This is a genomic window from Microbacterium bovistercoris, from assembly GCF_003387575.1.
GTDB lineage: Bacteria > Actinomycetota > Actinomycetes > Actinomycetales > Microbacteriaceae > Microbacterium > Microbacterium bovistercoris.
The window spans coordinates 142,186-167,252 of record NZ_QUAB01000033.1 but is presented as its reverse complement, the minus strand read 5'-3'; the positions used below and the strand labels follow the sequence as shown (position 1 = coordinate 167,252).

Sequence of the window (25,067 nt, the reverse complement as noted above, 5' to 3'; positions counted from 1 at the left end):
TCGCGCGCTCACGCAACTCGTCCGGGTACTTCTTCGGTGCTGCCATGACTCTTATCCTCCGTGAGTTGAGAGCCTCCACCGAACCCGGGGCGCTTCACAGATCAGGTGTCACCTATCCGTGCAGCAGTCCCAAGGTCACGAACCTTCGATGCGTGTCATGAGTTGAGCTCGTGTCGTCGCGCTCCGCCTGATCAGCGACCTTCGATGCCGAGCATCCGCTTCGCGGCCGCGACATCTGCGTCGATCTGTGCGATCAGCGCCTCGATGCCCTCGAACGCGACCATGCCGCGCAGGCGGTCGGCGAACTCGACGGTGACCTGGTGACCGTACAGGTCCAGCCCGCTCTCGCCGAGCACGTGGGCCTCGACCTGGCGCCGTGCCACGTCATCGAATGTCGGGTTGGTGCCGACCGAGATCGCGGACGGATACCGTTCGTCTCCGTCGACGAGCCAGCCGGCGTAGATCCCGTCGGCCGGAACGAGTGCGTCCACGGTCTCGGAGAGGTTCGCGGTCGGGAAGCCCAGCTCGCGGCCGCGTTTCAGGCCGTGCACGACCTCGCCCGACACCGAGACCGGTCTTCCGAGCACCCGGGCCGCCTCGGCGACGTCGCCGGCGTCGAGCAGTTCACGCACCCAGGTGGACGACACGCGGCGATCGGAACCGGGCAGGAACACGTCGTCGACCAGGTCGACGGTGAAACCGTGCTGCGCCCCGAGCTCACGGAGCACCTCGGGCGTGCCGGCTCCCCCGCGACCGAAGCGGAAGTCCGCGCCCACGAGAACGGTGCGCACGTGCAGCGCGTCGACCAGGATGCCGGTGACGAAGTCCGCGGGCTCGCGCGAGGACAGCTCCCGGTCGAAGGTGAGCACCAGCGTCGCATCGATCCCGGTGTCCGCGAGCAGTTCGAGCTTGCGCTCCAGGTCGACGACGCTCTCCGGGCAGATCTCCGGACGCAGCAGCGCGAGCGGGTTGCGGTCGAAGGTGACCGCGACCGCGCGCGCCCCGATCGCCGCGGCGTCCTCCCGCATCCGGCGGATGACGGCCTGATGACCGATGTGCACGCCGTCGAACTTGCCGATCGCGACTACCGACGCCCCGAAGTCTTCCGGAACCTCCTCCGGGCTGCGGAACACGATCATGCGGCGACCTCCGGACGGTGGGTGCGCAGCCACCACAGGCCGCAGATCGGGAGCACGAGCGGGATGAAGACGTAACCCATGCCGAAGTACGACCACACCGAGTCGTGCCCGAAGAGCTCCGGCACGGTCAGACTGAGCGTCCCGACCACGAGCACGCCGACCAGCTCGAACACGATCGCCACCCAGGCGACCGTGTACCACCCCGGCTTGCCGGCGTTGATCAGCGCGAGCGTCGCGAGGATGTACACGACGGCGGCGAGCCCCGACAGCGTGTACGCCAGGGGCGCCTCGTCGAAGCGGCGGACGATCTGCACGAAGCTGCGTCCTGTCGCGCCGAGCGCCATCACGGCGTAGACGATCACGAGGACGCGGCCGATGCCCGTCATCCGGGCGCGCGAAACGGTGTTGGTCATGGCGGGTTCCAGTTTAGATGCGTCCTTCGTCTCGCTGCGCTCGCTCAAGAGCCGTCAGGCGACCTGCACGGTCCAGATCATCTGCATCCGCCACAGCATGATCGCGAGCGAGAGCCCCACGACGCCCAGGATGACGGTGCTCCACCGGCTGCGCTCGAGCAGCGCCCAGGCCACCCCGCCCAGCGGCAGCAGCACGGCGGCGATCAGGTAGACCCAGAACTCGAGGAGGTCTCCGGTGGGCGGATTGCCCGCGAACGGGGCGATGATCGCGACGACGACCTGCACGATCAGCAGCAGCTCCACGAGGGCGAGGCTGCCCACGGTCCAGTCGCTCGGGCGGCGGCCGGCGAAGCCGGCGATGAGGCAGAACAGTCCCGACAGGCAGGCGATGACGATCTGCACGATCGTGAACCACAGGATCATCTGGTTGCCTCCTCCGGCATGTTCATCGCGCTCTTGAGATCCTTTCCGCGGGCCTCGACGACACCCACGAGGCGCCCTTCCGGATCGATCGCCGCGACCAGCTGCGCGGAGAGCCGGAACGCCTGCCCGGACAGGCGCTTGCCGTGACGCAGGTCGCGCGCCTCGTCGGCGGTCACGGCGAGCACGGGCAGCACGCGCTCCGCGGCTGCGGCCGGGGTCATCGGCACGGCCTCGGCCAGCTGCTCGACGGTCACTGCGTCCGCGACATCGAAGTCGCCGACCCGGCTGCGCCGCAGCGCGGTGAGATGTCCGCCGACGCCGAGGCCGGCGCCGAGGTCGCGGGCCAGGGCGCGGATGTAGGTGCCGGAGGAGCAGTCCACGACGACGTCGAGATCGACGACGCCTTCACCGCGGCGCTCGGTCAGCACGGCGAACCGCGACACCGTCACGTCGCGGGCGGCGAGTTCCACCTGCTCCCCTGCGCGCACCCGGTCGTAAGCGCGGCGCCCGTCGACCTTGATGGCAGAGACGGCGCTGGGCACCTGGGAGATGTCGCCGGTGAGTGCCGCGATCTCCGCCTCGATCGCCGAGGCTGTCACGTCCGCGGCATCCGTCTGCGAGATGACCTCGCCCTCGGCGTCGTCGGTGCTTGTCGCCTGGCCGAGGCGGATCGTCGCCTCGTACGTCTTGTCGGCGCCGACGATGTAGGTGAGCAGCCGGGTGGCACCCTCGATACCGATCACCAGGAGTCCGGTCGCCATCGGGTCGAGCGTGCCGGCATGCCCCACCTTGCGGGTGCCGAAGGCACGACGCACGCGCGCCACGACGTCGTGGCTGGTGAGCCCGCCAGGTTTGTCGACGAGAAGGATTCCGGGCGAGACCATCCCTCAAGCCTACGGCGTGTCAGCCGCAGACCTCGTACGGCGGCTCGTCCCTCGAAGTCACGGTGACCGCGCTCACGGTGTCCTCACCGGACCGGAACGCGAAGAAGATCGCGCCCTCACCCTGCGGGCCGACGCGGAGCAACGCGCCGTCGCCGATGGTCGGCTTCTGCTCGGCCGCGTCGGGATGGGCTGCGAGCACCTCGTCGCGAGTCGAGCCGAGCCCCAGTCCGTCGACGGTGCGGGGGCCGTCGTGCGGCTGCACGGTGTCGGTGGTGGACTCGACGTCGATCGTCGTGACGGTGCCGTCGCTCGTCTCGCTGTCGCGCGCGAAGTATGCGGTGACGCCGGTCTCCTGATCATTCCAGAACGCCACCCAGGAGCAGTTCTCCTCGACCGTCCAGGTCGGCACGCCCGCGACCGCGTCTGCGAACAGCTCGTCGAGCTGCACCGGCCCCATACCCTGCTCGGTGATCGTCCACATGGTCGGGTCCGCCGGATCGGCGTCCGGGTTCGTGGGCTGCGTCTCGGTCGGCGTCGGCGACTGCTCCGATGTCGGCGGCGGCGCACCCGTACTCGTACTCGTCGGCGAGGGCGTCCCGCATCCGGACAGCGCCGCCGGCAGCGCAATCGCCAGTGCCAACGCCCCGAGCAGCACTCCTCGGTGCTTCTTCATCATCCTGGTCATCGCTCACCCTCCGTCGCAGCGTCCTGCTCGATAAGCTGGCCGGATGCCCAGGCCCGCGATTCCCCCCGCCGCGTGGCGCCCGGCTCTGCTGGAATGGTACGCACATGAGGCCCGCGACCTCCCCTGGCGACGGCCGGAGTTCTCGGATCGTTATGGCGCCTGGGGCACGCTGGTCAGCGAGTTCATGCTGCAGCAGACGCCGGTCACCCGCGTCATCCCGCACCTGGAGGCTTGGCTGGCCCGCTGGCCCACGCCGGCCGCACAGGCATCGGCGACTCCCGCCGAGGTCGTGCACCAGTGGGCGAACCTCGGCTATCCGCGTCGCGCGCTCTGGCTGCACCGCGCTGCGATCGAGGTCGTCGAGAGGCACGACGGCGTCGTCCCGCGCGACGTCGAGGCGCTCCTCGCGCTCTCCGGCATCGGCGACTACACCGCCCGCGCCGTCGCGGTGTTCAGCTACGGCGACCGGCACCCGGTCGTCGACACGAACACGCGCCGGGTGATCGCCAGGGCCGTTGACGGTCGCTCGCAGCCCGCACCGCCCGCGCGGGCCGACCTCGCCCGCATGTCCGCGCTGCTCCCCGACGACGACACGGATGCGGCCGCGTTCAACGCCGCCGCGATGGAACTCGGGGCGGTCGTGTGCACTGCTCGCTCACCGCGCTGCGAGGTCTGCCCGATCGCGGCATCCTGCGCCTGGCTCGCCGCCGGCCGTCCCGACACCGGCGACGAGCGTCGCCGGCAGGCGCGTTACGAGGGCTCCGACCGGCAGGCCCGCGGCGGCGTCCTGCGCGCCCTGCGGCACGCGCCCGACCACCGGATGCCGGCGGATGCTGTGCTCGCCGACTGGCCGGATCGGATGCAGCGCGACCGGGCGATCGACTCGCTCATCGCAGACGGGCTGCTCGAGGCATCCGATGGGATGCTGCTGCTCCCCCGCTGACGCACGGATGCCCCGGGGAACCCGAATCCCCGGGGCATCCGCACGCCGCGGTGCGGCGTCAGGCGATGCGAATCAGCTGCACGCCGCGACGAGCTCCCACGCACCCCACTGGGATGCGCCGGGGGTCTCGCCCTGCGTCCACCACTTCGCCTTGTACTCGGACCCCTGGTGGCTCACCGTGGAGCCGCCGGGGTACGCGGTTCCCGCGCTCCAGGCCGCGGCGCACGCGCCGGGGTCGGTACCCGGGTCAGTGCCGGGATCCGTGCCCGGGTCCGTGCCGGGGTCGGTGGCACAGGTGCCGGCCTTCTCCCACACGGCGTTGGTGCCGGGCTTGTCACCCTGCGTCCACCACTTCGCGGTGTACTCGGCACCCTCGAAGCTCACCTTCGCGCCGCCGCTGTAGACAGCCGTGGCGGACCAGGCCGCAGCGGCGCACTCACCCGTGCCGGGGTCGGTGCCCGGGTCGGTGCCACCGCCGGTTCCAGGGGTGTCGCCGTCGCCGGGCGTCCCGGTGCGGACCTTGTCGGCGAAGGCTCCGATCAGCTCGCCGTTGCGGTCGCCGTCGAGCTCCCAGAACATCCCGCCGCCGAGGCCGAGGTCGAGCACGTACTGCGCCTTGCGCTCGATGGACTGCTTGTTGTCGTAGCTCCACCACTGGTCGCCGTTGTAGCGCCAGGCAGAACCGGTCGCGGCGTCGTAGTACTCGGTGCCGAGGGTCTTCAGCTTGTCGTAGTCCTCGTTGCCGGCCTCCCAGGTTCCGGGGGCGGCGCCGGTCGCCGTGTTCCACGGCTCAGCGGAGGCGACGCCCTTCCAGCCGCGGCCGTACGCGGCCATGCCCAGCCCGAGCTGCTTCGGGTCGATGCCCGCCTTCAGATACATCTGCACGGCCTTGTCGGCACTGAACCGGCGGTTCTCCGCCCGGGTGTCCTTCGGGTCGTCGAAGAGGTTCGCCTGGTGCCCGGTCAGCGCCGGATCCCACGCGCCGTGCAGGTCGTAGCCCTGCACGTTGCCAAAGTCGAGCGACTGGAAGTTCTCCGGATCGTTCCAGCCGCCCGCGGTGATGTCCGAGGGGTTGGCCGGCAGGAACGCCGACAGCAGGTACTTCTTGCCGCTGGTCGCACCGTAGGCGTCGAGCTGAGTGCGGAACTCCTTCAGCAGCGCCTTGAAGTTCGCCTTGTCGTTCACCTCGTCGACGTAGTTGCCGACGTTGCCGTTCTGGCTGCCCGGCCACTCCCAGTCGATGTCGATGCCGTCGAACACGCCCGCGGCGGCACCCGCGCCACCGCGCCCGTCGATCACCGGCAGGTTGCCCTTGATGTACAGGTCGATGCAGCTGGACACCAGCGCCTTGCGCGATGCATCCGTCGCCGCGGCCTTGGAGAAGTTCTTCGACCAGGTCCACCCGCCGAGCGAGATCATCACCTTGAGGTTCGGATGCTTCGCCTTGAGCTGCTTGAGCTGGTTGAACGATCCCGCCAGCGGCTGGTCCCAGGTGTCGGCCTTGCCGGACACCGACGAGGCCGCGTCGTAGCTCATGCCGAAGTCGGCCCAGGCGTCGCCGGCGCCGTCGGAGCCGTTCGGGCCCTCACCCTGCGCCTTGTTCGCGATGAAGCACTTCAGGGTCTGATAGTGGATGTTGCCGAACGAGTAGTTGATGTGGGTGAGGTCGTCCGCGGCACCGGAGGTGTCGAGCTGCTTCACCTTGAAGTTCCGGCCGTACACGCCCCACTGGGCGAAGTAGCCCACGTTGCGGTAGCCGTTGACGTTGCCGGTCTCACTCGAGGTCGTCGAGCTCTCGGCGGGTGTGGCCGCGGCAGCCGGCACCGCGAAGGCCGCGGCCAGCGTCGCTGCGGCCGCCACGCCCGCGAGCGCTGCGACGATGCCGCGCCGGGGGGATCTGGTCTTCTTCATACCTTCTCTTCCTGTTTCGTCTTCCTGTTTCGGCGGATGCCCGGCATCCGCGGTTTGCCCCGCGATGTGCGGGACGCCCGGTCCAGGCGGCGCGAGGGAGATCGCGCCGCCCGAGGATTCAGCGGGTGGCGCCGCCTCAGCAGCGGACGCCGTCGCCCCACACCGCGGCGGAACCCGGCCTGTCGCCCTGCGTCCACCACTTCGCGGTGTACGCGGAGCCGTCGAAGCTGACCTTCGCGCCACCGGTGTAGACCGATCCGGCACTCCACGCAGCGGCCGTGCACGTGCCCGTGCCGCCGCCGTTCGAACCGCCGCCCGTTCCGCTGCTCGGCTCGACGAGGGTCGCGCCCCGGGTCAGGTCGTGCAGCGTCGAGTAGGTCTCGGTGCCGATGGTGACGCGCAGGTTCGAGATCTGCGCCATCGGCAGCTTCCAGCTGAGCTTCGTCCACGCCGATCCGCCCGCCGGGATGCCGCCCGCGGGTACCTTCAGCGAGTAGGTGTGGAAGTCGCCCTTCAGACCGCCGACATTGCTGCCGGTGTGATCGCTGGACACCTTCGTCAGACCCCAGCCGTTCTGCTCGCCCATGGCGCCGGTGTCGCTGGTGCCGGTGTCGAACGTGATCGTCGCGCCCGCGGGGATGGCGGTCTTCCCGTTGTTGGTGAACGTCACCTTCGGGTTGATCGGATAGTTGTTGTCGCCGAGCGCGAAGTCGCTGTAACTCACCCGCAGGTCGAGGGCCTTCGCCGGCATCTCGACGTTGGCCTTCGCCGCGCCGTACGGCGTCGACGTCGACAGGCGGTCGTGGATGATGTCGATCAGGGTCTCGCCCATCTCGTACTGGCCCTTGGCCTGGTTGAAGCCGTAGTCGCCGGCCAGCTCCCAGATCATCATTCCGCCGATGCCCTTGTTCGCCACGTAGTCGGCCTTGGCCCTGATCGCCTGGTCCGCGTCACCGGAGAGGAACGTCTTCGTCGCGGCGTTCCACCACCACTCCACCTTCGTGGTCTGGTCGAAGTGACGGGTGTAGGTGCCGTTGATCGTCGTCGGTGCGCCGTACGAGGCGGTGTAGTCGCCGACCACGCCCTTCTCGAGGTTCAGCACGTGCCAGATCGGGTTCGCACCCGCTCCGACCTCGGCGCCGGACTTGTCCAGGTCATGCCACAGGTTGTTGATGCCCACGGCGCCCGCGCCGCACTTCGAGGTGCCGCCGAGCGACGGACCGGTGCCCGCCGGGCACTTCGTCTGGTCGGCGAGCGGCGCCGAGCCGTACAGCCCGTCGGTTCCGCCCTGCACACCGTCCCAGCCGCGGGTGTAGAACGGCACGCCCACGTTGATGCGACCGGCCGGCATCGCGCCGCGGAAGTAGTGGTAGGCCCAGTCGGTGTTGAGGTAGCCGATGTTGCTGTACGCGTTGTACACGCCGCCGGCAGCCAGCTCGGGGTCCTTGCCGTCGTCGTACAGCGCGCCGTTGCCGCCCACGTAGTTGTTCCACGACCCGTGCAGGTCGTAGCTCATGATGTTCACGTAGTCGAGGTACTGCACGATCTGGTGCGCCTCGGCTCCGCGCAGCAGCCAGCCGGACGCGGGCGCTGCGACGGTGAGCATGTAGTGCTTTCCGTCGGCGGCGGCAGCGATGTCGAGCTTCTCGCGGAGCGTCTTCATCAGCGACTGGTAGCCGGCCCAGAGCTTGGCGCGGCGCGGCTCCGAGAACGCGAAGTCCTCGGGGCTGCCGGCCTTGCCGTTGCTGTTCGCGTACTCGTAGTCGATGTCGACACCGTCGAACCCGTACGTGCGGATGAACTGCACGGCGGAATCGGCGAACGCGTCGATCTTGGCCTGCGAGTCGGTCAGCGTGTAGAAGCCGCCGTCCGCGACACGGTTGCCGTCGGCGTCGAAGTGACCGCCGGTCTCCGCCCAGCCGCCGACCGACACCAGCGCCTTCACGCCGGGGTTCTGCTTCTTGTACTTGTTCAGCAGGTTGAAGTGACCGGCGTACGGGTACGCGGGATCCATCTCGGCACCCGCCTGCCCCGGCCACGTCATGTCGGTGGCGGGGTTGCCCGCGGCGTCCTGGTTGACAGAGACCTTGCCGTCGCCGCCGATGTGCGCGAAGGCGTAGTTGATGTGGCTGAGCTTGGTCCAGGGGATGTCGGATGCCAGGTAGCTGGGCTGTCCGTTCTTGCCGGTGCGCCAGCTGGTGAAGTAGCCGATCACCCGGTTCTCGAGGCCGTTGGGGAGCTTCTCGCGTCCGGCCTCGTCGTAGATCGTGCAGTACGGCACGTCGACGCCGGGAGTCTGATACAGGCCGTCGGGGCGGCACTTCTCATCCGGGTTGGAGGTCCACGGCGTGCCGGGCTCCGGCGTCGGGGTCGGATCGGGTGTCGGGGTCGGATCCGGCGTGGGAGTCGGATCGGGCGTGGGGGTCGGGTCCGGGTCCGGAGTCGTGTCGCCGCAGGCGCCGAGACTCTCCCAGGCGCCCCAGGCGCTGGCACCGGGGGTCTCGTTCTGAGTCCACCACTTCGCCTTGTAGTTGACGCCGTCGTACGACACCTGCGCGCCCCCGCTGTACGCCGTGGCTGCCGCCCATGGTGTCTGACAGGGTTCTGCGGCGGTGGCGGCGGCATTGGAGGCGACCGCGAAGCCCGCGATCACCACCGCTGCACTGATGACCGCTCCGGCGCGTAGCCGGAACGAGGATCGACGTGTGTGCATGGGGCTCCTGTTCTCCGAACGGACAGCAGGCCCGGGACCCGGGCTGGCCCGACGCTATCGGCGCGAGCAGGAGCTCCACATCAGGGGTTTCCACATTGTCCGGAACGCGGTTCAGCCGTGCTGGTTCGTCCGGTGCGCGAGAGCCGTGAGCTCGCCACGGGTGCGGACGTCGAACTTGCGGAAGACCCGCCCCGCGTGGACCTCGATCGTGCGCACGGACAGGTGCAGCCGCTCCGCGATGTCGCGGTTGCTCGCCCCCTCCGCGATGAGCATCGCGATCTCCAGTTCACGCGCGGTCAGCATCGGCTGCCACGCCGAACGGCACACGCCGAGCGGGTCGGTCGCACAGATCTGGATCGGCGTGGTCGGGGTGCGCACGTCGATGACGGGCAGCTCCCCCAGCTTGACGAGTCGCGCCTCCACCGCGCAGCGCCATGCGTCTGCGCCCGCATCGGCGAGCATGCCTATGGATGCCCGCAGATGCCGGGTCGCGGCCGCGGCCTCGCCCCTGGTCAGGGCGACGATTCCCAGCAGCGCCTCGATCCTGCCGCGCTCGAAAGGAGAGCGGATCGAACGCGCCTCCTCGGCGATGTCGTCCAGGGCTGCGCCGGCGGCGCCGACTCCGACGGCGCGGATCTGCCGGCGCAGGGCGCCGGCATGGGCGGCATCCGGCGGCTGCACCTGCACCGGGACCTCCAGCGGGCCCACCTCGTCGAGGCCCGGCAGACCGATATCGATTCCCCGGGCAGTCCGCTCGGCCCAGATGCCCAGGTGCACGGATGCCTCGTCGCTGCGCCCGGACAGGTATGCGGCGATCGCCCGTTCCACCGGTCGCGCCTGCATGCGCGGCAGCGGCGACACCGCCTCGAGTGCCGCGGAGAGCTCGCCGCTGCGACCGTCGCAGGCCAGCTCCAGTCGCCGCGCGAGGCGGATCGCGAGACCGCAGAACGGCAGCGCCAGCGGCACCGCCGACGCCGCGCGCTCCAGTGCGGCGCGCGCCTCGCCGAGTTCGCCGTGCCAGGTGCGCAGCAGCGCTGCGAGCACCTCGCGATGCGCACGCAGCAGGGGCCCGTGCGCGACGCCGTGCGAAGCGGACTGCGCGGTCGCGTGCGGCGGCGCGGTGACGACGGCGAGGATCCTCAGTCCCTCGGTGACGTCGCCTCCCAGTGCCGCCCGCAACGCGGCGCGCAGCGGAGCGGCGTTCGGGTCGATGTCCTCCGGGATCGATGCATCGATCCCGGCCCAATGTCCGGCGAGCAGGTCGCGGTCCGCCGCATCGCGCTCATCCTCGATCGCAGACGGGGCGGCTCCGTACCGCAGCATCGTCGCGATCGACAGCGCCTGCGCTGCGGACGCATCCGGGTGGGCACCTGCCATGACCGGTGTCAGCCAGGCGACGGCGTCATCGAGCCAGCCCCCGCTCAGCGCCGCGCGCCCGGCGGCGATGCGTGCGGCGTCCACGTCCGGAGCATCCGCATGGCTGGCCGCCTCGCGGGCGATCGCGTACGCACGGTCGGCCTGACCGGCGTCCAGTGCCTGGGCGGAGAGGCGGAGCAGCGGGCGCGCGAGCGCGCCGTCGCCCTGCATGCAGCCGAGCGCCCGGTGCCACAGGGCGCGTTCCGCCTCACCGCGCGCCTCGTAGACGGCCTGCAGCGTGCGGTGCACGGCGGTGCGCGCCGCGAGGTCTGCCGACTCGTGCACGTAGATCCGCACGCGCGGATCGGCGTACCAGAAGCGGCCGGCCACGAGCGAGAGCACCGAACCGGCGGCGGAGTCCATCAACCCGGTCATCGTCGTCCCGCCGGCCTCGAGCAGTACGTCCACGCGGTCGTCGACGCACACCGCCGCGATCAGCAGGATCCGCAGATCGGACCGACTCAGCGCCGCGCCGACCACGGCTCGGATGCCGGGGACGAGCGGAAGCGGGTCGGGGAGGGCGCTGAGCCCTGCGCGCTGCTCCGGCGTGAGGACGTCCGCGATCTCCGCGGCGATCTCTTCGTCTCCGCAGCAGGCCGCCACGAGCTGCGCGTGCACATGCGGTGCGATCGTGCGTTGCACCGTCGGCGGCGCCGCCGCTGTCAACGATCCCCGGACGTTCCTGGGTACTGCGAAAACCGTGGCCACATCGCCCTCCGATCACAACGCTGATCGCGCGGGCAAAATGTTAGCACCAATTACAAACTAGTGGTGACCTGAGCTTGTCGAAGGCTCACGAGACGCTTCGACAAGCTCAGCGACCCAGCAATGTTACGAGGCGTCGTCCTCGCCATCGGTCCGATACGGGTCTGCGTCGCCGGCATGCGTGGCGGTGGAGGCGAGCTTGGCCACCTCGGCATCGCGCTCCTGCGCCTGACGCAGCAGGGCGCCGATGTGGTCGGCGGTCTCCGGCAGCGCGTCGGGGATGAACTCGAGCGTCGGCACCAGACGGGTGCTGAGCTGACGCCCCACCTCACTGCGGAGCATGCCGGTCGCCGAGGTCAGCGCGGCGCCGCTGGCGACACGCTCCTCCTCGGTGCCGAGCACCGTGTAGAACACCGAGGCGTGCTGAAGATCGCCCGAGACGCGCACGTCCGTGATCGTCACGAAGCCGAGGCGCGGGTCGCGCAGCCCCTTCTCCAGCCTCTCGGCGAGGATGACGCGGATGCGGTCCGCGAGCCGTGCCTGTCGTTCGCCAGCCATGTTCTCTACTCCCCTGTGTGACGAATGAGGGGCGCCCGCAGGCGCCCCTCACATCGTACGGATTCGATCAGCCGCGCGGCTTCTCGACCATCTCGGTGGTCTCGATCTCGTCGCCGATCTGGATGTCGTTGTACTTGCCGAGGCCGATACCGGCCTCGAAGTCGGTGCGCACCTCGGTGACGTCGTCCTTGAAGCGACGCAGCGACTCGATGGCCAGGCCATCGGCGATGACGACGCCGTCGCGGATGACGCGCGCCTTGGCGTTGCGCGTGATCGTGCCCGAGCGGACGATGACACCCGCGATGTTGCCGAACTTCGAGGAGCGGAACACCTCGCGGATCTCGGCGACACCCGACTGGACCTCTTCGAACTCCGGCTTGAGCATGCCCTTGAGCGAGCTCTCGATCTCGTCGATCGCGTTGTAGATCACCGAGTAGAACCGGATGTCCACACCCTCGCGGGACGCCGCCTCGCGGGCCTTCGCGTCGGGGCGGACGTTGAAGCCGATGACGATCGCGTTGTCGATCGTCGCCAGGTTCACATCCGACTCCGTGATGGCGCCGACACCGCGGTGGATGATCCGCAGCTGCACCGAGTCGTCGACCTCGATCTTCAGCAGCGACTCCTCCAGCGCCTCGACGGCACCGGACACGTCGCCCTTGATGATGAGGTTGAGCGTCTCGACCTTGCCCTCTTCGAGAGCACGGGTGAAGTCCTCGAGCGAGATGCGCTTGCGGGCCTTGGCCAGCTGGGCGTTGCGCTCGACGGCCTCGCGCTTCTCGGCGATCTGGCGGGCCATGCGGTCCTCGTCGGTGACGATGAACACGTCACCCGCGCGCGGCACCGAGTTCAGACCCTGCACCTGCACCGGACGCGAGGGCGCGGCGGCCTCGACCGTCTCGCCGTTCTCGTCGAGCATCGCGCGGACGCGGCCGTAGGCGGTGCCCGCGACGATCGCGTCGCCGACGCGCAGCGTTCCGGACTGGATCAGCACCGTCGCGACCGAACCGCGGCCCTTGTCGAGCTTCGCCTCGATGGCGACACCACGGGCGGCTTTGTTCGGGTTCGCCGTGAGGTCGAGACCCGCATCGGCCGTCAGCAGCACGGCATCGAGCAGCTCCTGGATGCCGGTGCCGGCGCGAGCCGACACGTCCACGAACATGACGTCGCCGCCGTACTCCTCGGCCACCAGGCCGTACTCGGTCAGCTGCTGGCGCACCTTGGCCGGGTTGGCCTCGGGCTTGTCGACCTTGTTCACCGCGACCACGATCGGCACATCCGCCGCCTGGGCGTGGTTCAGCGCCTCCACCGTCTGCGGCATGATGCCGTCGTCGGCGGCGACCACGAGGATCGCGATGTCGGTCACCTGCGCACCACGGGCACGCATGGCGGTGAACGCCTCGTGACCAGGGGTGTCGATGAAGGTGATCGCACGCTCGTTGCCCTCGTGCTCGGTCCAGATCTGGTACGCACCGATGTGCTGGGTGATGCCGCCGGCCTCGCCCTCGATGACGTTGGTCTGACGGATCGCGTCGAGCAGTCGGGTCTTACCGTGGTCGACGTGACCCATGACGGTGACCACCGGAGGACGGATCTCGAGGTCTTCCTCGCTCTCGGCCTCGAGCTCCGCCTCGAGGTCGAGACCGAAGCCCTCCAGGAGCTCCTTGTCCTCGTCCTCGGGCGAGACGATCTGCACCTTGTAGCCGAGCTCCTCGCCGAGGACCTCGAAGGTCGCCTCGTCGAGCGACTCGGTCGCGGTCGCCATCTCACCCAGGTTGAACAGGATGGTGACGAGCGTTCCGGGCTGGACGGTGTAACCCCTCAGGGCCTCGAGCTTGTCCGCGAAATCGGCGATCGAGGCACCGCGGCGCAGGCGGATGATCTCGCCGTTGCCCTTCTGGACGTTGACGCCGCCGACGACCGGCGCCGACCGCATCTCGAACTCCTGCCGCTTCGCCCGCCGCGACTTGCGCTGCTTGCTCTTGCCGCCGCCCTTGCCGAACGCACCGGCGGTACCACCGCCGGGTCCGCGGCCACGACCGCCGCCGCCACCGGGACGACCGGCGAAGCCGCCGCCCGGGCGCTGGAAGCCGCCGCCCGCACCGGCACCTGCACCGGGACCGCCGGGACGCCCCGGACCGCCGGAGCGCTGCTGGAACGGTGCACCGGGACGACCGCCCTGGCCACCGCGAGCGCCACCGGGGCGACCGGCGCCTGCCGGACGGGGGCCGCCGACGCGCGGGGAACCCGGACGCGGCGCCTGGGGACGCGGGATGTTGCCCGGGGTCGGACGCTGGCCCATACCCTGCGCCGACGCGAACGGGTTGTTGCCCGGGCGGGGGCCCGCGGGACGCTGACCCATGCCCTGCGCGGACGAGAACGGGTTGTTGCCGGGGCGCGGGGCACCCGGCTTCGGTGCGCCGCCGGGCTTCGGCGCGCCACCCGGCTTGGGTGCGCTGCCGCCCGGCTTGGGCGCATCGGATGCCGGAGCAGCGGCCGGAGCCGGCTTCTCGGCAGTGGTCTTCTCCGCGGCGGGCGCCGGAGCCTCTTCAGCGGGCTTGGCGGGTGCCGCGGGCTTGGCGGGACCCGGCTTCGGGCCCGGCTTCGGAGCGCTCTTCGCACCCGGAGCCGCCAGCTTCGGGGCGCTCTTCGTCTCGGCCTTGGCCTCAGCCGGCTTCGCCGACGGATCGGCCTCGATCGCCGCACGCAGCTTGCGCGCCACCGGCGGTTCGATGGTCGAGGACGGGCTCTTCACGAACTCGCCGAGCTCCTTGAGCTTCGCGAGAGCGAACTTGCTGTCGACGCCGAGTTCAGCGGCGATCTCATGCACACGTGGTTTGGCAGCCACAATTCTCCTGTCTGGGTCGGTCCGCCCAGGCAGGGCGGACCATCAGTCGCGGACGGGTCTCATTTCGAGCCGTTCACTTTGTTTCCATAGCCGTTCAGCCTTTGTTCTGGCGATGCTGTTCGATGATCCGCATGTCGGCCTCGGAGAGTTCCGGGGTTCCCGACGTGCGCAGTGCACGGGCGAAAGCACGGCGCCGCTGCGCGGCATCCATGCATTCCCGCGTCGGATGCAGCCACGCTCCCCTCCCGCTCAGCACAGCGCGCTCGTCGAGGACGAGTTCACCATTCCGGGCAACCACCCTGATCAGGGCGGATCGAGAGGCACGTTCGCGGCAACCGACACACGTTCGTACAGGTTCCATCCTACACCTCGGCTTCAGGTGTCCGTTCCCCCGCGCCGGGGTCAGTCCATGACGCTGTCGGGCTGGATGTCGATCTTCGCCCCGGTCAGCTTGGCGGCGAGGCGGGCGTTCTGCCCCTCCTTGCCGATCGCCAGCGACAGCTGGTAGTCGGGAACGAGGGCGCGAACGGCCTTGGTTCCGGCGTCCAGCACGAAGGCGCTGGTGACCTTCGCGGGCGACAGCGCGTTCGCGACGAACGTCGCGAGATCCGGGTTGTGGTCGACGATGTCGATCTTCTCGCCGGAGAGCTCCTCGGTGACGGCGCGCACGCGGCGGCCGAGCTCGCCGATGCAGGCTCCCTTGGCGTTGATCGAGGGATCGTTGGCCTTCACGGCGATCTTGGTGCGGTGTCCGGCCTCGCGGGCGAGCGAGACGATCTCGACCAGGCCGGCGGCGATCTCCGGGACCTCGAGCGCGAAGAGCTTCCTGACCAGGCCGGGGTGCGTGCGCGACACGGTGATCTGCGGGCCCTTGGCGCCCTTGGACACACTGGTGACGTAGACGCGCAGACGCGAACCGTGCGTGTACTCCTCGCCGGGAACCTGCTCCTCGGGGGGAAGGATGCCCTCGACGGAGCCGAGGTCGACGTGGATCATCCGCGGGTTCGGGCCCTGCTGGATGACACCGGCGACGATGTCGCCCTCCTTGCCGCGGAACTCGCCGAGCACGGCGTCGTCGGCGATGTCGCGCAGGCGCTGGCTGATGACCTGCTTGGCGGCGAAGGCGGCGATGCGGCCGAAGTCGTCGGGAGTGGTCTCCTCCTCGCCGATGACCGCACCCTCCTCGTCGAGCACCGGCTGCAGCACGGCGACATGACCGCTCTTGCGATCGAGGTGCACGCGCACGCCCTCGGTGGTCTCCTCGCCCTCCGAGGATGCGTTCTTGAGGTAGGCCGTCAGGATCGCCTGTTCGATGATCTCGACGAGTTCATCGAACGGGATCGCCTTCTCCTTCTCGATACCGCGCAGCAGCCCGAGTTCGATGTCCATGACGGCCTCCCTATTAAGCTCTCACCGCGGTCAGGTTCGCCGCGGGCATCGGACCAGGATACCGGATGCCGCAGCACGACGCCCGCGCCGCCCGTCCTGGGCGGCCCAGGCCTGGCACCGGACCACCGCGCTACGAGTGGAGGAGAGCTCATGCTGGATGCCGATACAGAGCAGTTCGTCGAGGTGGCCGCGGCGCTGCCAGCCGACCAGCTCGAAGCGGCCTTCGACCGCCTGGTGGACCTGCGCGCCGAGGGCGGCAAGGAGGCCAGTCGCGCGGCGGTGCCGTCGGCGAGCGTGAACTCCGAGCTCGATCATCGGATTCGAGCCGCGCTCCTCCCCCGTGCCGACGAGCTGGACGCCCACCTGACCGGGCTCCATTCCGACGCTCGTGCGGCGATCTCGACGACGGCTCGCGCGATCCTGACACGACGCCGATTGACCGCGGAGCAGTTCGCGGTGCTCGTCGAGCCCTTCGCCGGTCGTGCACCTGTTCCCGCGCAGGACGGCTGATCCCCGCGTCGCCGACGCGCGAGGAGCACGCTGCACCGGATCGGCGTCGGCATCCCCGCGCAGCACGACGCCCGCGCCGTCGGATGGGCGGCACGGGCGTCGAGAGGTGGGTGAACCGGGTCAGGCCCTGTGCACCTGCACGACCGACGGTCGCGGCGCGGTGGCGACATCACCCGGGGCGGTGGACCCATAGTCCGGGAACAGCGAACGGGGCGCGGCGAACGTGCCGTCCTCCCCCGGGTGCTGCACGGCGACGAAGACCAGCCCTTCCCGGTCGTGGATCACCGGGCCGCAGGTCTCGGCATCCCGCGGGACGGAGAGGAACTGCTGCACGTGACCGCGTTCGGCACCGGTCAGCGGCACCTTGAACAGGCCGTCGCCGTAGCCGATCGTGCTGGGGGCGCCGTCGGTCGAGATCCAGAGGTTCCCCTCCGAGTCGAAGGCGACGTTGTCGGGGCAGGAGATCGGCGAGACGAGCTCCTTCGGGAAGCCGGCGAAGTAGGCGTTGCCGAACGAGTTCGGGTCGCCGCAGAGCATCAGGATGCTCCAGCCGAACGTGGTGCCGGAATGCCCCGACGTCTCGGTGAGCTCGACGACGTGACCGTACCGGTTGCCGGTGACCGGGTTGGTCTCGTCGACGGCCGAACGCCGGGAGTTGTTCGTGAGCGCGACGTACACCTTGCCGGTGACCGGGTTCGGCTCCACGTCCTCGGGGCGGTCCATCTTGGTCGCGCCGACGGCGTCCGCAGCGAGGCGCGTGTACACCAGCACCTGCTCGAGCGTGAAGCCGGGCACCGCGCTCGCGCCGTTCCTCGTCAGCGGGATCCAGGTGCCCGTTCCGTCGAACGCACCGTCGGAGGGCAGCGCGCCCGTGCCGGTGATCTCCGCCGCCGGCGAGTTGCCGCTGAACTTCGCGACGAAGAGGTCGCCCTCGGTGAGGAGAGTCATGTTCTTCCTGCGCGAGCCCGAGATGCGGTTCTTCGACACGAACTTGTACAGGTAGTCGTTGCGCTCGTCATCGCCCATGTACGCGACGACGCGGCCGTCGTCGGCCACGTGGATGTTGGCGCCCTCGTGCTTGAACCGGCCGAGGGCGGTGTGCTTGCGGGGTGTGGACGTCGGGTCCTGAGGGTCGATCTCGACGATGTACCCGAACCGGTTGGGCTCGTTGACGTAGTCCGCGTCGTGCGCGTCGAAGCGCGGGTCGTAGGCCTCCCAGCCCGTCGACGTGCTCGTCGTCGACGAGCCGCTGTAGCGCTTCTGCTCGGCCGTGTCGGCGGCCCAGGCGAAGTAGCCGTTGAAGTTCTCCTCGCCGGAGAGGATCGTGCCCCACGGCGTCGTACCGCCTGCGCAGTTGCCGAGCGTGCCGTGCACCCAGCGGCCCTCGGGATCGGCAGCGGTCTTCAGCAGGTCGGAGCCCGCCGCAGGACCGGTCATCTCGAACACGGTCTCGACGGTGATGCGGCGGTTGCGGCGCCCGTCGACGACGTAGGTCCACGGGTCGCCCACCGCCTTGCGCCGGATCTCGACGACGGACATGCCCTGCGCTGCCTTGTAGATGTCGCCGCGGCGGCGCAGCTCCGCGGCATCCGCGCTCGGCGGGAACATGAGGTCGGGGTTGACGTATTCGTGGTTGTTCACGAGTACGCCGGTCTTCCCGGAGGGGTCGGGCACGATGTCGAGGTAGTCGCTGTTGTAGCCGAACTGCTCCGCCTGCGCCTTCGGCGTCTGCGCGTTCAGATCGAAGGCGGGGGTGCGCGAGAACAGCGGGTCGCCCCAGCGGATGATCGGCGACCAGGTGTACCCGGCCGGCACCGTGAACGCGTCGACCTCGGCGTCGACGGGCGCGATCGCGCCGAAGGAGAGGCCGGCGCGACCCGGCTTCGCGAAGGCGGCGCCGGGGCCGGATGCTGTGGCCGCGGACGCGGGCGTCTCCCGTCCGACGCCGACGGCGACGGCGACGGCCGCCGCCGCACCCAGGCCGAACAGCGCGCGCCGCGAGAAGACCGCGGAGGCGATCGACCGGAAGTCCTCGTTGGCCGAGGTGTTGCACTCCGGGCCGAGGCACGCGTTCGCGCACTTCAGCTGGCAGGTCACCGCCGAGCGCTTGCCCTTCGCGTGATCGGCCATCGGCAGGCTGCGTCGGATGTTCTGAGCCAGGGACATGGGGGATCCTCCTCATCGGGTGCGGTCGCCGGACATCGTGGCCCCGCCGGATGACGCGCACGTGAACGAGGCCTGAACTCCGTGTGCGCGCGCCGGCGCCCGCCCCCGGCACTTCCTCGACTCCTACTCCGCGCGCCGCTGGACGCGTGCGGTCTCCGCCCCGGATACTGACGGACATGGATGCGATCAACGAGTGGCTGCTGACCTGGGGCGACAACTTCTGGACCTGGCTGGTACTGCCGATCGTGGTGCTGCTCGGCCTGTACTTCACGTTCCGCTCGGGTGTGGTGCAGTTCCGGATGATTCCCGAGATGTTCCGCACCCTCACCGATCGCACACCCCGCAATGCCGACGGCGAGCCGCAGTCGGTCTCGGCGTTCCAGGCCTTCACCATCTCGGCGGCTTCCCGCGTCGGCGTCGGCAACATCGCCGGGGTGGGCACCGCGATCGCGATCGGCGGGCCGGGTGCGGTGTTCTGGATGTGGCTGATGGCGTTCATCGGCGGGGCGTCCAGCTTCATCGAGTCGTCGCTCGCCCAGCTGTTCAAGGTGCGCGACGCGGACGGCTTCCGAGGCGGGCCCGCGTACTACATGCAGCACGGGCTGAAGGCCCGCTGGATGGGTGTGCTGTTCGCCGTGGTGCTGATCGTCTGCTTCCCCATCGCGTTCAGTTCGCTGCAGGCCAACACCATCCAGGCGACCCTGGCCGGCAGTCTGGGCGATGACGCACCGGGCTGGCTGCCCTGGGTCACCGGCGTCGCCCTGGCCGTGCTGATGGGGCTGGTCGTGTTCGGAGGCGTGCGCCGCATCGCGTCGGTCACGCAGATGCTCGTGCCGCTGATGGCGCTCGGATACCTGCTTCTCGGCCTGATCGTCGTGGCCCTGCATTGGGATCGCATCCCCTACGTGTTCGGCGCGATCTTCGGTCAGGCGTTCGGTCCGAACGAGGTCGTCGGCGCCGCCTTCGGCTACGTGGTGCTGCAGGGCGTGAAGCGCGGCATGTTCTCGAACGAGGCGGGTCTGGGCTCCGCCCCGAACGCCGGGGCGACGGCTGCGGTGACGCATCCCGTGAAGCAGGGCCTGGTGCAGACGCTGGGCGTCTACTTCGACACCTTCCTGGTCTGCTCGATCACGGCGTTCATCATCCTCGTCTCGGTGCCCGATCTCGCCGGCGCGACCCGCGGCATCGGGCTCACGCAGGGCGCGCTGGTGAGCACGCTCGGCGACTGGTCGAACATCGCGCTGAGCATCATCATCTTCCTGCTCGCCTTCAGCTCGGTGCTCGGCAACTACTACTACGGCGAGTCGAACATCGAGTTCATCACCACCCATCGCGGCACCCTCACGGGTTACCGGATCGTCGCGATCGTCGCGGTGTTCATCGGCTCGGTGGTCTCCGCCGACGTGGTCTGGAACTTCGCCGACGGCGCCATGGGCATCATGGCGCTGGTCAACCTGATCGCGATCGCCCTGCTCTCGGGCATCGCCTTCCGGCTGCTGAAGGACTACTCGCAGCAGCGCAGAGAGGGCTTCGACCCGATCTTCACCAGGGACCGGTTGCCGGACATCACCGGCATCAGCGTCTGGGAGGACGCCGAGTCGGTCACCGGCCCGATCGACATGATCCGGAGGCGATGATGGAGCGGTACGACACGATCGTCGTCGGCGCCGGGATGTCCGGCACCACCTGCGCGAGGATCCTGCAGGACGCCGGGCAGCGCGTCCTGGTGCTGGAGGCCAGGGATCGGATCGGCGGGCGGATGAACACCGACCGCACCGCGGGGTTCTCCGTCGACCTCGGTGCATCCTGGATCCACGGTATCGATGGATCCCCGTTGTGGGACCTGGTGCAGGCGCTCGACGTGCCGACCGTGGAGTTCACCGTCGGGAGCTTCCAGGCCGGCGGCCGGCCGATCGAGGACTTCGACGGCGACGGCCGGCGGATGGATGCGGCGGCTTCGGCCCGGTGGGTCGACGACGTCGCCCGTGCCGACGCGGCGCTGCTCGACGAGATCGCCTCCTCCTCGCCCGGGGACACCTACCTGGATGTGACCGAGCGGGTGCTGGACCGGTCGGGTCTCGAACCGGAGCGGATCGACGAGATCAGGGAGTTCTTCCGGCACCGCGTCGAGGAACAGTGCGGCGCGTGGATCGGAGATCTGGATGCGCACGGCTTGGACGAGGATGCGATCGAGGGCGACGAGGTGATCTTCCCGCGCGGCTACGACGAGCTGCCCAACCGCATCGCGGCCGGCCTGGACGTGCGGCTGTCGCAGGCCGTCACCGCCGTCTCGCGAGGCGCCGACGGGGTGACGGTGACCGCCGGGGCGGAGAACTTCACCGCGGCATCCGTCGTGGTCACCGTGCCGCTCGGCGTGCTCAAGGCCGGGGCGATCACCTTCGAGCCGCCCCTGCCCGAGCACATGGCCGCACCGCTGGGCCGGCTCGGCATGGGCGTGTTCAACAAGGTCTTCCTGCAGTTCCCCGAACGGTTCTGGGACGAGGGCAGCTACGCCATCCGTGCGCTCGGCGAGGCGGGCGAGCTGTGGCACTCCTGGTACGACGTCTCCGCGATCAGCGGGCGGCCGACGCTGCTCACCTTCGCCGCCGGCCCTCTGGGCCGCCATCTGCAGGAGCTGTCGGATGCCGCGATCGTCACCGACGTGCTCACCGCGCTTCGCACCCTGTACGGCGACGCCGTGCCGGAGCCGGTCGCACACTGGATCACGCGCTGGGGTCAGGATCCGTACTCGAACGGCTCGTACTCGTACCAGGCGGCGGGCACGTCGCACATCGACCATGACGCGCTCGCCGGACCGGCGGACGGAGTGCTGCACTTCGCGGGCGAGGCCACCTGGGGCGACGAGCCCGCCACCGTCGGCGGCGCCTACGCCTCGGGGCACCGCGCCGCGGAGCGGGTGCTCGGCCGCTCCGTGGACCTCGCGGAGTTCGCCACGAGGATCGTGGCCGCCGAGAACGGCTGACTCGGCCCCACCCGGCATCGCGGCGCTTGCCGGGCGACCACCCCGGGTCTACCCTGATCACATCGGATTTCGTGGGGTGCCCTGGCATCCCGCTTGGGGAACGAGATCGGGACTCCCGTGACACCGCTGAACATCCTCTTCATCGGCGCGGATGCGGGCGGAAACGTGCCGCCTGCCGTCGCCGTGTCGCGCGAGCCCGTCGCGCGAGGGCATCGCGTCGCCTTCGCCGGTATGCTCCCGCGGGACCAGGGCGTGGAGCCCGTGCCGCTGCCCGCGCTCGTCGGGCATCAGCCGGGCCTCGCATCGAACGGGGCGGCGCAGATGTCCGACATGGCGCGCATGGGGATGAGCCGCGGCGTGGCGAGACAGGTGCGACAGGTGATCGCGCAGCGGCATCCGGACGTGGTGCTGATCGACGGCATCATGATCTCGTCGATCCGCGAGGCGACCCGCGTGGGCCCGCCGGTCGCGGTGCTGTTCCACTCGTTCGGAGCGGTCTGGAGCGGACGCATGTCCCAGGGGCCCGCGAAAGCCGTGCTCGGGCCCTTCGGTCTGAGCCCGCTCGCGGTGTGGAACGCAGCGGATGCCCGTCTGCTGTTGACCGACCGCGAGCTGGATCCCCTCACCGACCAGGAGAACACGATCGGGTTCGAGTGGACCGGGACGACGGAGCATGGTGCGCCGCCGGCACCGCGGTCCGCGCAGGATCCCCCGCTCGTTCTGGTCAGCCTCAGCAGTGTCTGGCAGCGCAGACAGGACGACGTGTACCGACGGGTGATCGCAGCGCTCGGTCGGCTCCCGGTGCGGGCGATCGTCACCCGGTCGACGCCGCAGACGCCGCTGGGCGGGGACATCCCCCCGAACGTCGAGGTGCGTGGCCGGGCGTCGCACGCCGAACTGCTCCCCCACGCGACGCTCGTGATCGGACACGGCGGTCATTCGACTACGCTCGCGGCGCTCGCGCACGGGGTGCCCCTTCTGGTGCTGCCGATGAATGCGACCTCGGACCAGCCGCTGATCGGCCGGATCGTCGAGTCGCAGAGCGTCGGAAGGGTTCTTCCCCGCTCGGCGCTCGCCCCTGAGCTCGAGGGCGCGATCTCCGGCCTGCTCGCCGACACGCGCATCACGTCGCTCGCCGCACAGACCGGCATGCGGCTGCGTGCCCAACGCGGCGCGGTGATCGCGGCCGACCGCATCGAGCAGCTCGCCGCGTGACGGCGGCGCCGCTCAATCCGCTCGGCCCGCGGACGGAAGGGCGTTGATCGCCCGGATCACGCGATGCAGCGCACCGACCCGGAACTGGTTCAGCACCAGCACGAGCCGTGGCAGCTCGAGGACGTCGTGATCGGCGCGCTCCGGGGCGAGCGGCTCGGTGCGTTCGATGCGCCCGCGCAGCAGCAGATCACCGAAACGGTCGTTCAGGTCGTCGATCTCGGCATCGGTCGGTTCGTGGCGCAGTCGCAGCACCAGCTGGTCGCCGACCCAGCGCAGCGAGTCGTAGTTGTGCCAGAAGCCGAGGATCTCGCCGGTCGCCGCCTCGACCGAGTCCGTGATCAGCACGCGGTCCATGTCGCCGGCCGAGATGTACCCGCCGGCCGCGAGATTCCCGTCGACGAACGTCTTCAGGCCCTGCCAGAACGTGCCCCCCGGCTCGTCGAGCAGCACGATCGGCACCGGCTCCGCCTTGCCGGTCTGCTGCAGGGTGAGCAGCTCGAACATCTCGTCCATGGTGCCGAATCCCCCGGGCAGGCAGACGAATCCGCGGGACTCCTTGACCAGCATGAGCTTGCGCGTGAAGAAGTACTTCATCGACACGAGGTTCGCGTCCTCCGCGACGACCGCGTTCGCCTTCTCCTCGAACGGCAGCCGGATCGACACGCCGATCGACATCTTCCGCCCCGCGCCCTCCGCCGCGGCCTGCATGATGCCGGGACCGGCACCGGTCACGACCATCCAGCCGTCCTTCGACAGCAGCCTGGCGGCATCCTGCGCCTGGCCGTAGAGCGGGTCGGCCTGAGTCGTCCTGGCGGACCCGAAGATCGTCACCTTGGGCACGCCGCGCAGCGGCTCGAACAGCCGGAACGCCTCCCGCATCTCGCTGAGCGCGGCGGACGCGATCTTCAGATCGAGACGGTCGGTGCGGTCCTGGCCCAGCGCGATCGCCGACTGCAGGATGCGGGTGATGAGGCCTCTGTTCGCGGTGACGCCCTCCTCATCGAGCAGCGCCGAAAGACGCAAGCGGAGATCGTCGGGCAGGGTCACGTCGGTCATGCTCCCAGCCTGTCACGCGGGAGGGGGTCGGGGGCGAGCGACGCGAACGCCGTCGCCTTCGGCGGGCGAGTCGTCTGGGCGGGCGGGCTCACGATGCCGGAAGATGAATGCTGCCGCGCTGCGCAGCGCGCCGGGAGGAGAACGCCTGATGGCCAGGACGAAGCGCTCGCGTCACAGCGAGCTCAAGAACACCGCGTACGAGATCTTCATCGGCATCCTGTCCGTGCTCTCCATCGCGAACCTCGTGCTGGTCTATGCGTTCGCGGGCGACGGGGCGCTGCAGCTGGTGCTCTCGGTGATGAACGGGCTGTTCAGCTTCATCTTCCTGATCGACTTCGTGTACCGGATCACGACGTCGGACACGCCCTGGAAGTACTTCTTCCGAGGCTTCGGGTGGGCCGATCTGCTGGCCAGCCTCCCGTTCCCGCAGCTGAAGATCCTGCGGGTGTTCCGACTGCTGCGCGTGTTCCGCCTGCTCCAGGCGCTCGGCTTCCGCACCATCGTCCGGACGCTCGTGCACGACCGGGCCAACAGCACCCTGATGACGCTGCTGCTGCTCGGCATCCTGGTGCTGCAGTTCGGCAGCATCTCGATCCTGGCGGTCGAGGAGCACGCGAAGGGTGCGAACATCACCTCGGCCTCCGACGCGCTCTGGTACACGGTCGTCACGATCTCGACGGTCGGCTACGGCGATCAGTACCCGGTGACGAACGCCGGGCGGGTGCTCGGAGTTCTCATCATCATCGTCGGGGTCGGCATCTTCGGAACGTTCACCGGTTACCTCGCGAACCTGTTCCTCGGGCCGTCCAAGGACGATGAGGACGGCTCGGCGGATGCGGCGGCGCAGGCGCAGCCCGACGAGGATGCCGCGGACGACGCCGACCGCTCGCGCGCGGCCTCCGCCGGGGTCGCCGCGGGCGCAGCGTCCGGTGCGGTCGCGGTCGGGATGTCGCAGGCGGATTCAGCCGGCGCCGCAGGGTCCACGAGCAGCCCGGGGAGCGTCGATGCGAAGGCCGACCGGCTGGCCGAGCTGCTCGCGCAGTCCGAGGTGCTCTCCGCCGAGATCCGGCAGCTCCTCGACGAACGCCGACCCTGAGCGCGGCGTCGGAG

20 protein-coding genes are annotated in these 25,067 nt (G+C 69.8%); 6 read left to right on the top strand and 14 right to left on the bottom strand.

The features are described 5' to 3' along the window. Positions 1-191 precede the first annotated feature (191 nt). Genes DY023_RS06090 through DY023_RS06070 form a run of 5 tightly spaced genes read right to left on the bottom strand, consistent with a single transcriptional unit; the run spans position 192 to position 3,544 of the window. Positions 192-1,139: a bifunctional riboflavin kinase/FAD synthetase gene (locus DY023_RS06090; RefSeq protein WP_116241439.1), complete on the bottom strand. Its 948-nt coding sequence runs from the start codon at positions 1,137-1,139 to the stop codon at positions 192-194. Further along, positions 1,136-1,552, bottom strand: coding sequence for a hypothetical protein (locus DY023_RS06085; protein WP_116241438.1), 417 nt, complete (start codon positions 1,550-1,552; stop codon positions 1,136-1,138). The genes DY023_RS06090 and DY023_RS06085 overlap by 4 nt, the downstream gene beginning before the upstream one ends. 54 nt (positions 1,553-1,606) lie before the next feature. Continuing rightward, a complete protein-coding gene (locus tag DY023_RS06080) occupies positions 1,607-1,975 on the bottom strand; it encodes a hypothetical protein (protein WP_116241437.1) in 369 nt (122 codons plus the stop codon). Next, positions 1,972-2,859, bottom strand: coding sequence for a tRNA pseudouridine(55) synthase TruB (truB, locus tag DY023_RS06075; protein WP_116241436.1), 888 nt, complete (start codon positions 2,857-2,859; stop codon positions 1,972-1,974). The genes DY023_RS06080 and truB overlap by 4 nt, the downstream gene beginning before the upstream one ends. Positions 2,860-2,878: 19 nt before the next feature. Further along, positions 2,879-3,544: a hypothetical protein gene (locus DY023_RS06070; RefSeq protein ID WP_147303273.1), complete on the bottom strand. Its 666-nt coding sequence runs from the start codon at positions 3,542-3,544 to the stop codon at positions 2,879-2,881. Between the two features lie 43 nt (positions 3,545-3,587). Here DY023_RS06070 and DY023_RS06060 point away from each other — a divergent pair, with 43 nt between their 5' ends. Then, positions 3,588-4,487, top strand: a complete 900-nt coding sequence (locus tag DY023_RS06060) for an HhH-GPD family protein (RefSeq protein ID WP_116241433.1) — start codon at positions 3,588-3,590, stop codon at positions 4,485-4,487. 72 nt (positions 4,488-4,559) lie between these two features. On the opposite strand, the gene DY023_RS06055 is transcribed toward DY023_RS06060, so the two are convergent. From DY023_RS06055 to nusA, 7 genes are all read right to left on the bottom strand, one after another. Further along, entirely contained in the window at positions 4,560-6,398 is a 1,839-nt protein-coding gene (locus DY023_RS06055) for a glycosyl hydrolase family 18 protein (protein WP_116241432.1), read from the bottom strand. Between the two features lie 136 nt (positions 6,399-6,534). Then, a complete protein-coding gene (locus tag DY023_RS06050; protein WP_147303272.1) occupies positions 6,535-9,111 on the bottom strand; it encodes a glycosyl hydrolase family 18 protein in 2,577 nt (858 codons plus the stop codon). Positions 9,112-9,222: 111 nt separating this feature from the next. Next, a complete protein-coding gene (locus DY023_RS06045) occupies positions 9,223-11,169 on the bottom strand; it encodes a helix-turn-helix transcriptional regulator (RefSeq protein ID WP_147303271.1) in 1,947 nt (648 codons plus the stop codon). A 189-nt stretch (positions 11,170-11,358) separates the two neighbouring features. Then, on the bottom strand, positions 11,359-11,790 hold the full coding sequence (rbfA, locus tag DY023_RS06040; RefSeq protein WP_116241430.1) for a 30S ribosome-binding factor RbfA: 432 nt from the start codon (positions 11,788-11,790) through the stop codon (positions 11,359-11,361). Between the two features lie 67 nt (positions 11,791-11,857). Continuing rightward, on the bottom strand, positions 11,858-14,638 hold the full coding sequence (infB, locus tag DY023_RS06035) for a translation initiation factor IF-2 (protein ID WP_245958613.1): 2,781 nt from the start codon (positions 14,636-14,638) through the stop codon (positions 11,858-11,860). 94 nt (positions 14,639-14,732) lie between these two features. Next, the gene (locus tag DY023_RS06030; RefSeq protein ID WP_116241428.1) at positions 14,733-14,999 is read right to left on the bottom strand and encodes a YlxR family protein; all 267 of its coding nucleotides are present in this window, start codon (positions 14,997-14,999) and stop codon (positions 14,733-14,735) included. A gap of 41 nt (positions 15,000-15,040) precedes the next feature. Beyond that, positions 15,041-16,027, bottom strand: coding sequence for a transcription termination factor NusA (gene nusA, locus DY023_RS06025; protein WP_116241427.1), 987 nt, complete (start codon positions 16,025-16,027; stop codon positions 15,041-15,043). 150 nt (positions 16,028-16,177) lie between these two features. Here nusA and DY023_RS06020 point away from each other — a divergent pair, with 150 nt between their 5' ends. Then, the gene (locus DY023_RS06020) at positions 16,178-16,537 is read left to right on the top strand and encodes a hypothetical protein (protein WP_116241426.1); all 360 of its coding nucleotides are present in this window, start codon (positions 16,178-16,180) and stop codon (positions 16,535-16,537) included. Positions 16,538-16,657: 120 nt separating this feature from the next. Here the strand turns inward: DY023_RS06020 and DY023_RS06015 are convergent, their stop codons facing one another. Next, a complete protein-coding gene (locus tag DY023_RS06015) occupies positions 16,658-18,703 on the bottom strand; it encodes a PhoX family protein (protein WP_116241425.1) in 2,046 nt (681 codons plus the stop codon). 176 nt (positions 18,704-18,879) lie between these two features. On the opposite strand from DY023_RS06015, the gene DY023_RS06010 reads away from it, so the two are divergent. From DY023_RS06010 to DY023_RS06000, 3 genes are all read left to right on the top strand, one after another. Next, positions 18,880-20,340, top strand: coding sequence for an alanine/glycine:cation symporter family protein (locus tag DY023_RS06010; RefSeq protein ID WP_116241424.1), 1,461 nt, complete (start codon positions 18,880-18,882; stop codon positions 20,338-20,340). Next, on the top strand, positions 20,340-21,686 hold the full coding sequence (locus tag DY023_RS06005; RefSeq protein ID WP_116241423.1) for a flavin monoamine oxidase family protein: 1,347 nt from the start codon (positions 20,340-20,342) through the stop codon (positions 21,684-21,686). The genes DY023_RS06010 and DY023_RS06005 overlap by 1 nt, the downstream gene beginning before the upstream one ends. 117 nt (positions 21,687-21,803) lie before the next feature. Beyond that, entirely contained in the window at positions 21,804-22,901 is a 1,098-nt protein-coding gene (locus tag DY023_RS06000) for a glycosyltransferase (RefSeq protein ID WP_116241422.1), read from the top strand. A 12-nt stretch (positions 22,902-22,913) separates the two neighbouring features. On the opposite strand, the gene DY023_RS05995 is transcribed toward DY023_RS06000, so the two are convergent. Next, positions 22,914-23,957, bottom strand: coding sequence for an LOG family protein (locus DY023_RS05995; RefSeq protein ID WP_116241421.1), 1,044 nt, complete (start codon positions 23,955-23,957; stop codon positions 22,914-22,916). 148 nt (positions 23,958-24,105) lie between these two features. On the opposite strand from DY023_RS05995, the gene DY023_RS05990 reads away from it, so the two are divergent. Beyond that, entirely contained in the window at positions 24,106-25,053 is a 948-nt protein-coding gene (locus DY023_RS05990; protein WP_220347243.1) for an ion transporter, read from the top strand. The last annotated feature ends 14 nt before the right edge of the window (positions 25,054-25,067 follow it).

Bases quoted from the DNA above. Each gene is read 5' to 3' on its own strand.
- DY023_RS06090 (WP_116241439.1), bottom strand. From the start codon at position 1,139: ATGATCGTGTTCCGCAGCCCGGAGGAGGTTCCGGAAGACTTCGGGGCG.
- DY023_RS06085 (WP_116241438.1), bottom strand. From the start codon at position 1,552: ATGACCAACACCGTTTCGCGCGCCCGGATGACGGGCATCGGCCGCGTC.
- DY023_RS06080 (WP_116241437.1), bottom strand. From the start codon at position 1,975: ATGATCCTGTGGTTCACGATCGTGCAGATCGTCATCGCCTGCCTGTCG.
- truB (WP_116241436.1), bottom strand. From the start codon at position 2,859: ATGGTCTCGCCCGGAATCCTTCTCGTCGACAAACCTGGCGGGCTCACC.
- DY023_RS06070 (WP_147303273.1), bottom strand. From the start codon at position 3,544: ATGACCAGGATGATGAAGAAGCACCGAGGAGTGCTGCTCGGGGCGTTG.
- DY023_RS06060 (WP_116241433.1), top strand. From the start codon at position 3,588: ATGCCCAGGCCCGCGATTCCCCCCGCCGCGTGGCGCCCGGCTCTGCTG.
- DY023_RS06055 (WP_116241432.1), bottom strand. From the start codon at position 6,398: ATGAAGAAGACCAGATCCCCCCGGCGCGGCATCGTCGCAGCGCTCGCG.
- DY023_RS06050 (WP_147303272.1), bottom strand. From the start codon at position 9,111: ATGCACACACGTCGATCCTCGTTCCGGCTACGCGCCGGAGCGGTCATC.
- rbfA (WP_116241430.1), bottom strand. From the start codon at position 11,790: ATGGCTGGCGAACGACAGGCACGGCTCGCGGACCGCATCCGCGTCATC.
- DY023_RS06030 (WP_116241428.1), bottom strand. From the start codon at position 14,999: ATGGAACCTGTACGAACGTGTGTCGGTTGCCGCGAACGTGCCTCTCGA.
- nusA (WP_116241427.1), bottom strand. From the start codon at position 16,027: ATGGACATCGAACTCGGGCTGCTGCGCGGTATCGAGAAGGAGAAGGCG.
- DY023_RS06020 (WP_116241426.1), top strand. From the start codon at position 16,178: ATGCTGGATGCCGATACAGAGCAGTTCGTCGAGGTGGCCGCGGCGCTG.
- DY023_RS06015 (WP_116241425.1), bottom strand. From the start codon at position 18,703: ATGTCCCTGGCTCAGAACATCCGACGCAGCCTGCCGATGGCCGATCAC.
- DY023_RS06010 (WP_116241424.1), top strand. From the start codon at position 18,880: ATGGATGCGATCAACGAGTGGCTGCTGACCTGGGGCGACAACTTCTGG.
- DY023_RS06005 (WP_116241423.1), top strand. From the start codon at position 20,340: ATGGAGCGGTACGACACGATCGTCGTCGGCGCCGGGATGTCCGGCACC.
- DY023_RS05995 (WP_116241421.1), bottom strand. From the start codon at position 23,957: ATGACCGACGTGACCCTGCCCGACGATCTCCGCTTGCGTCTTTCGGCG.
- DY023_RS05990 (WP_220347243.1), top strand. From the start codon at position 24,106: ATGGCCAGGACGAAGCGCTCGCGTCACAGCGAGCTCAAGAACACCGCG.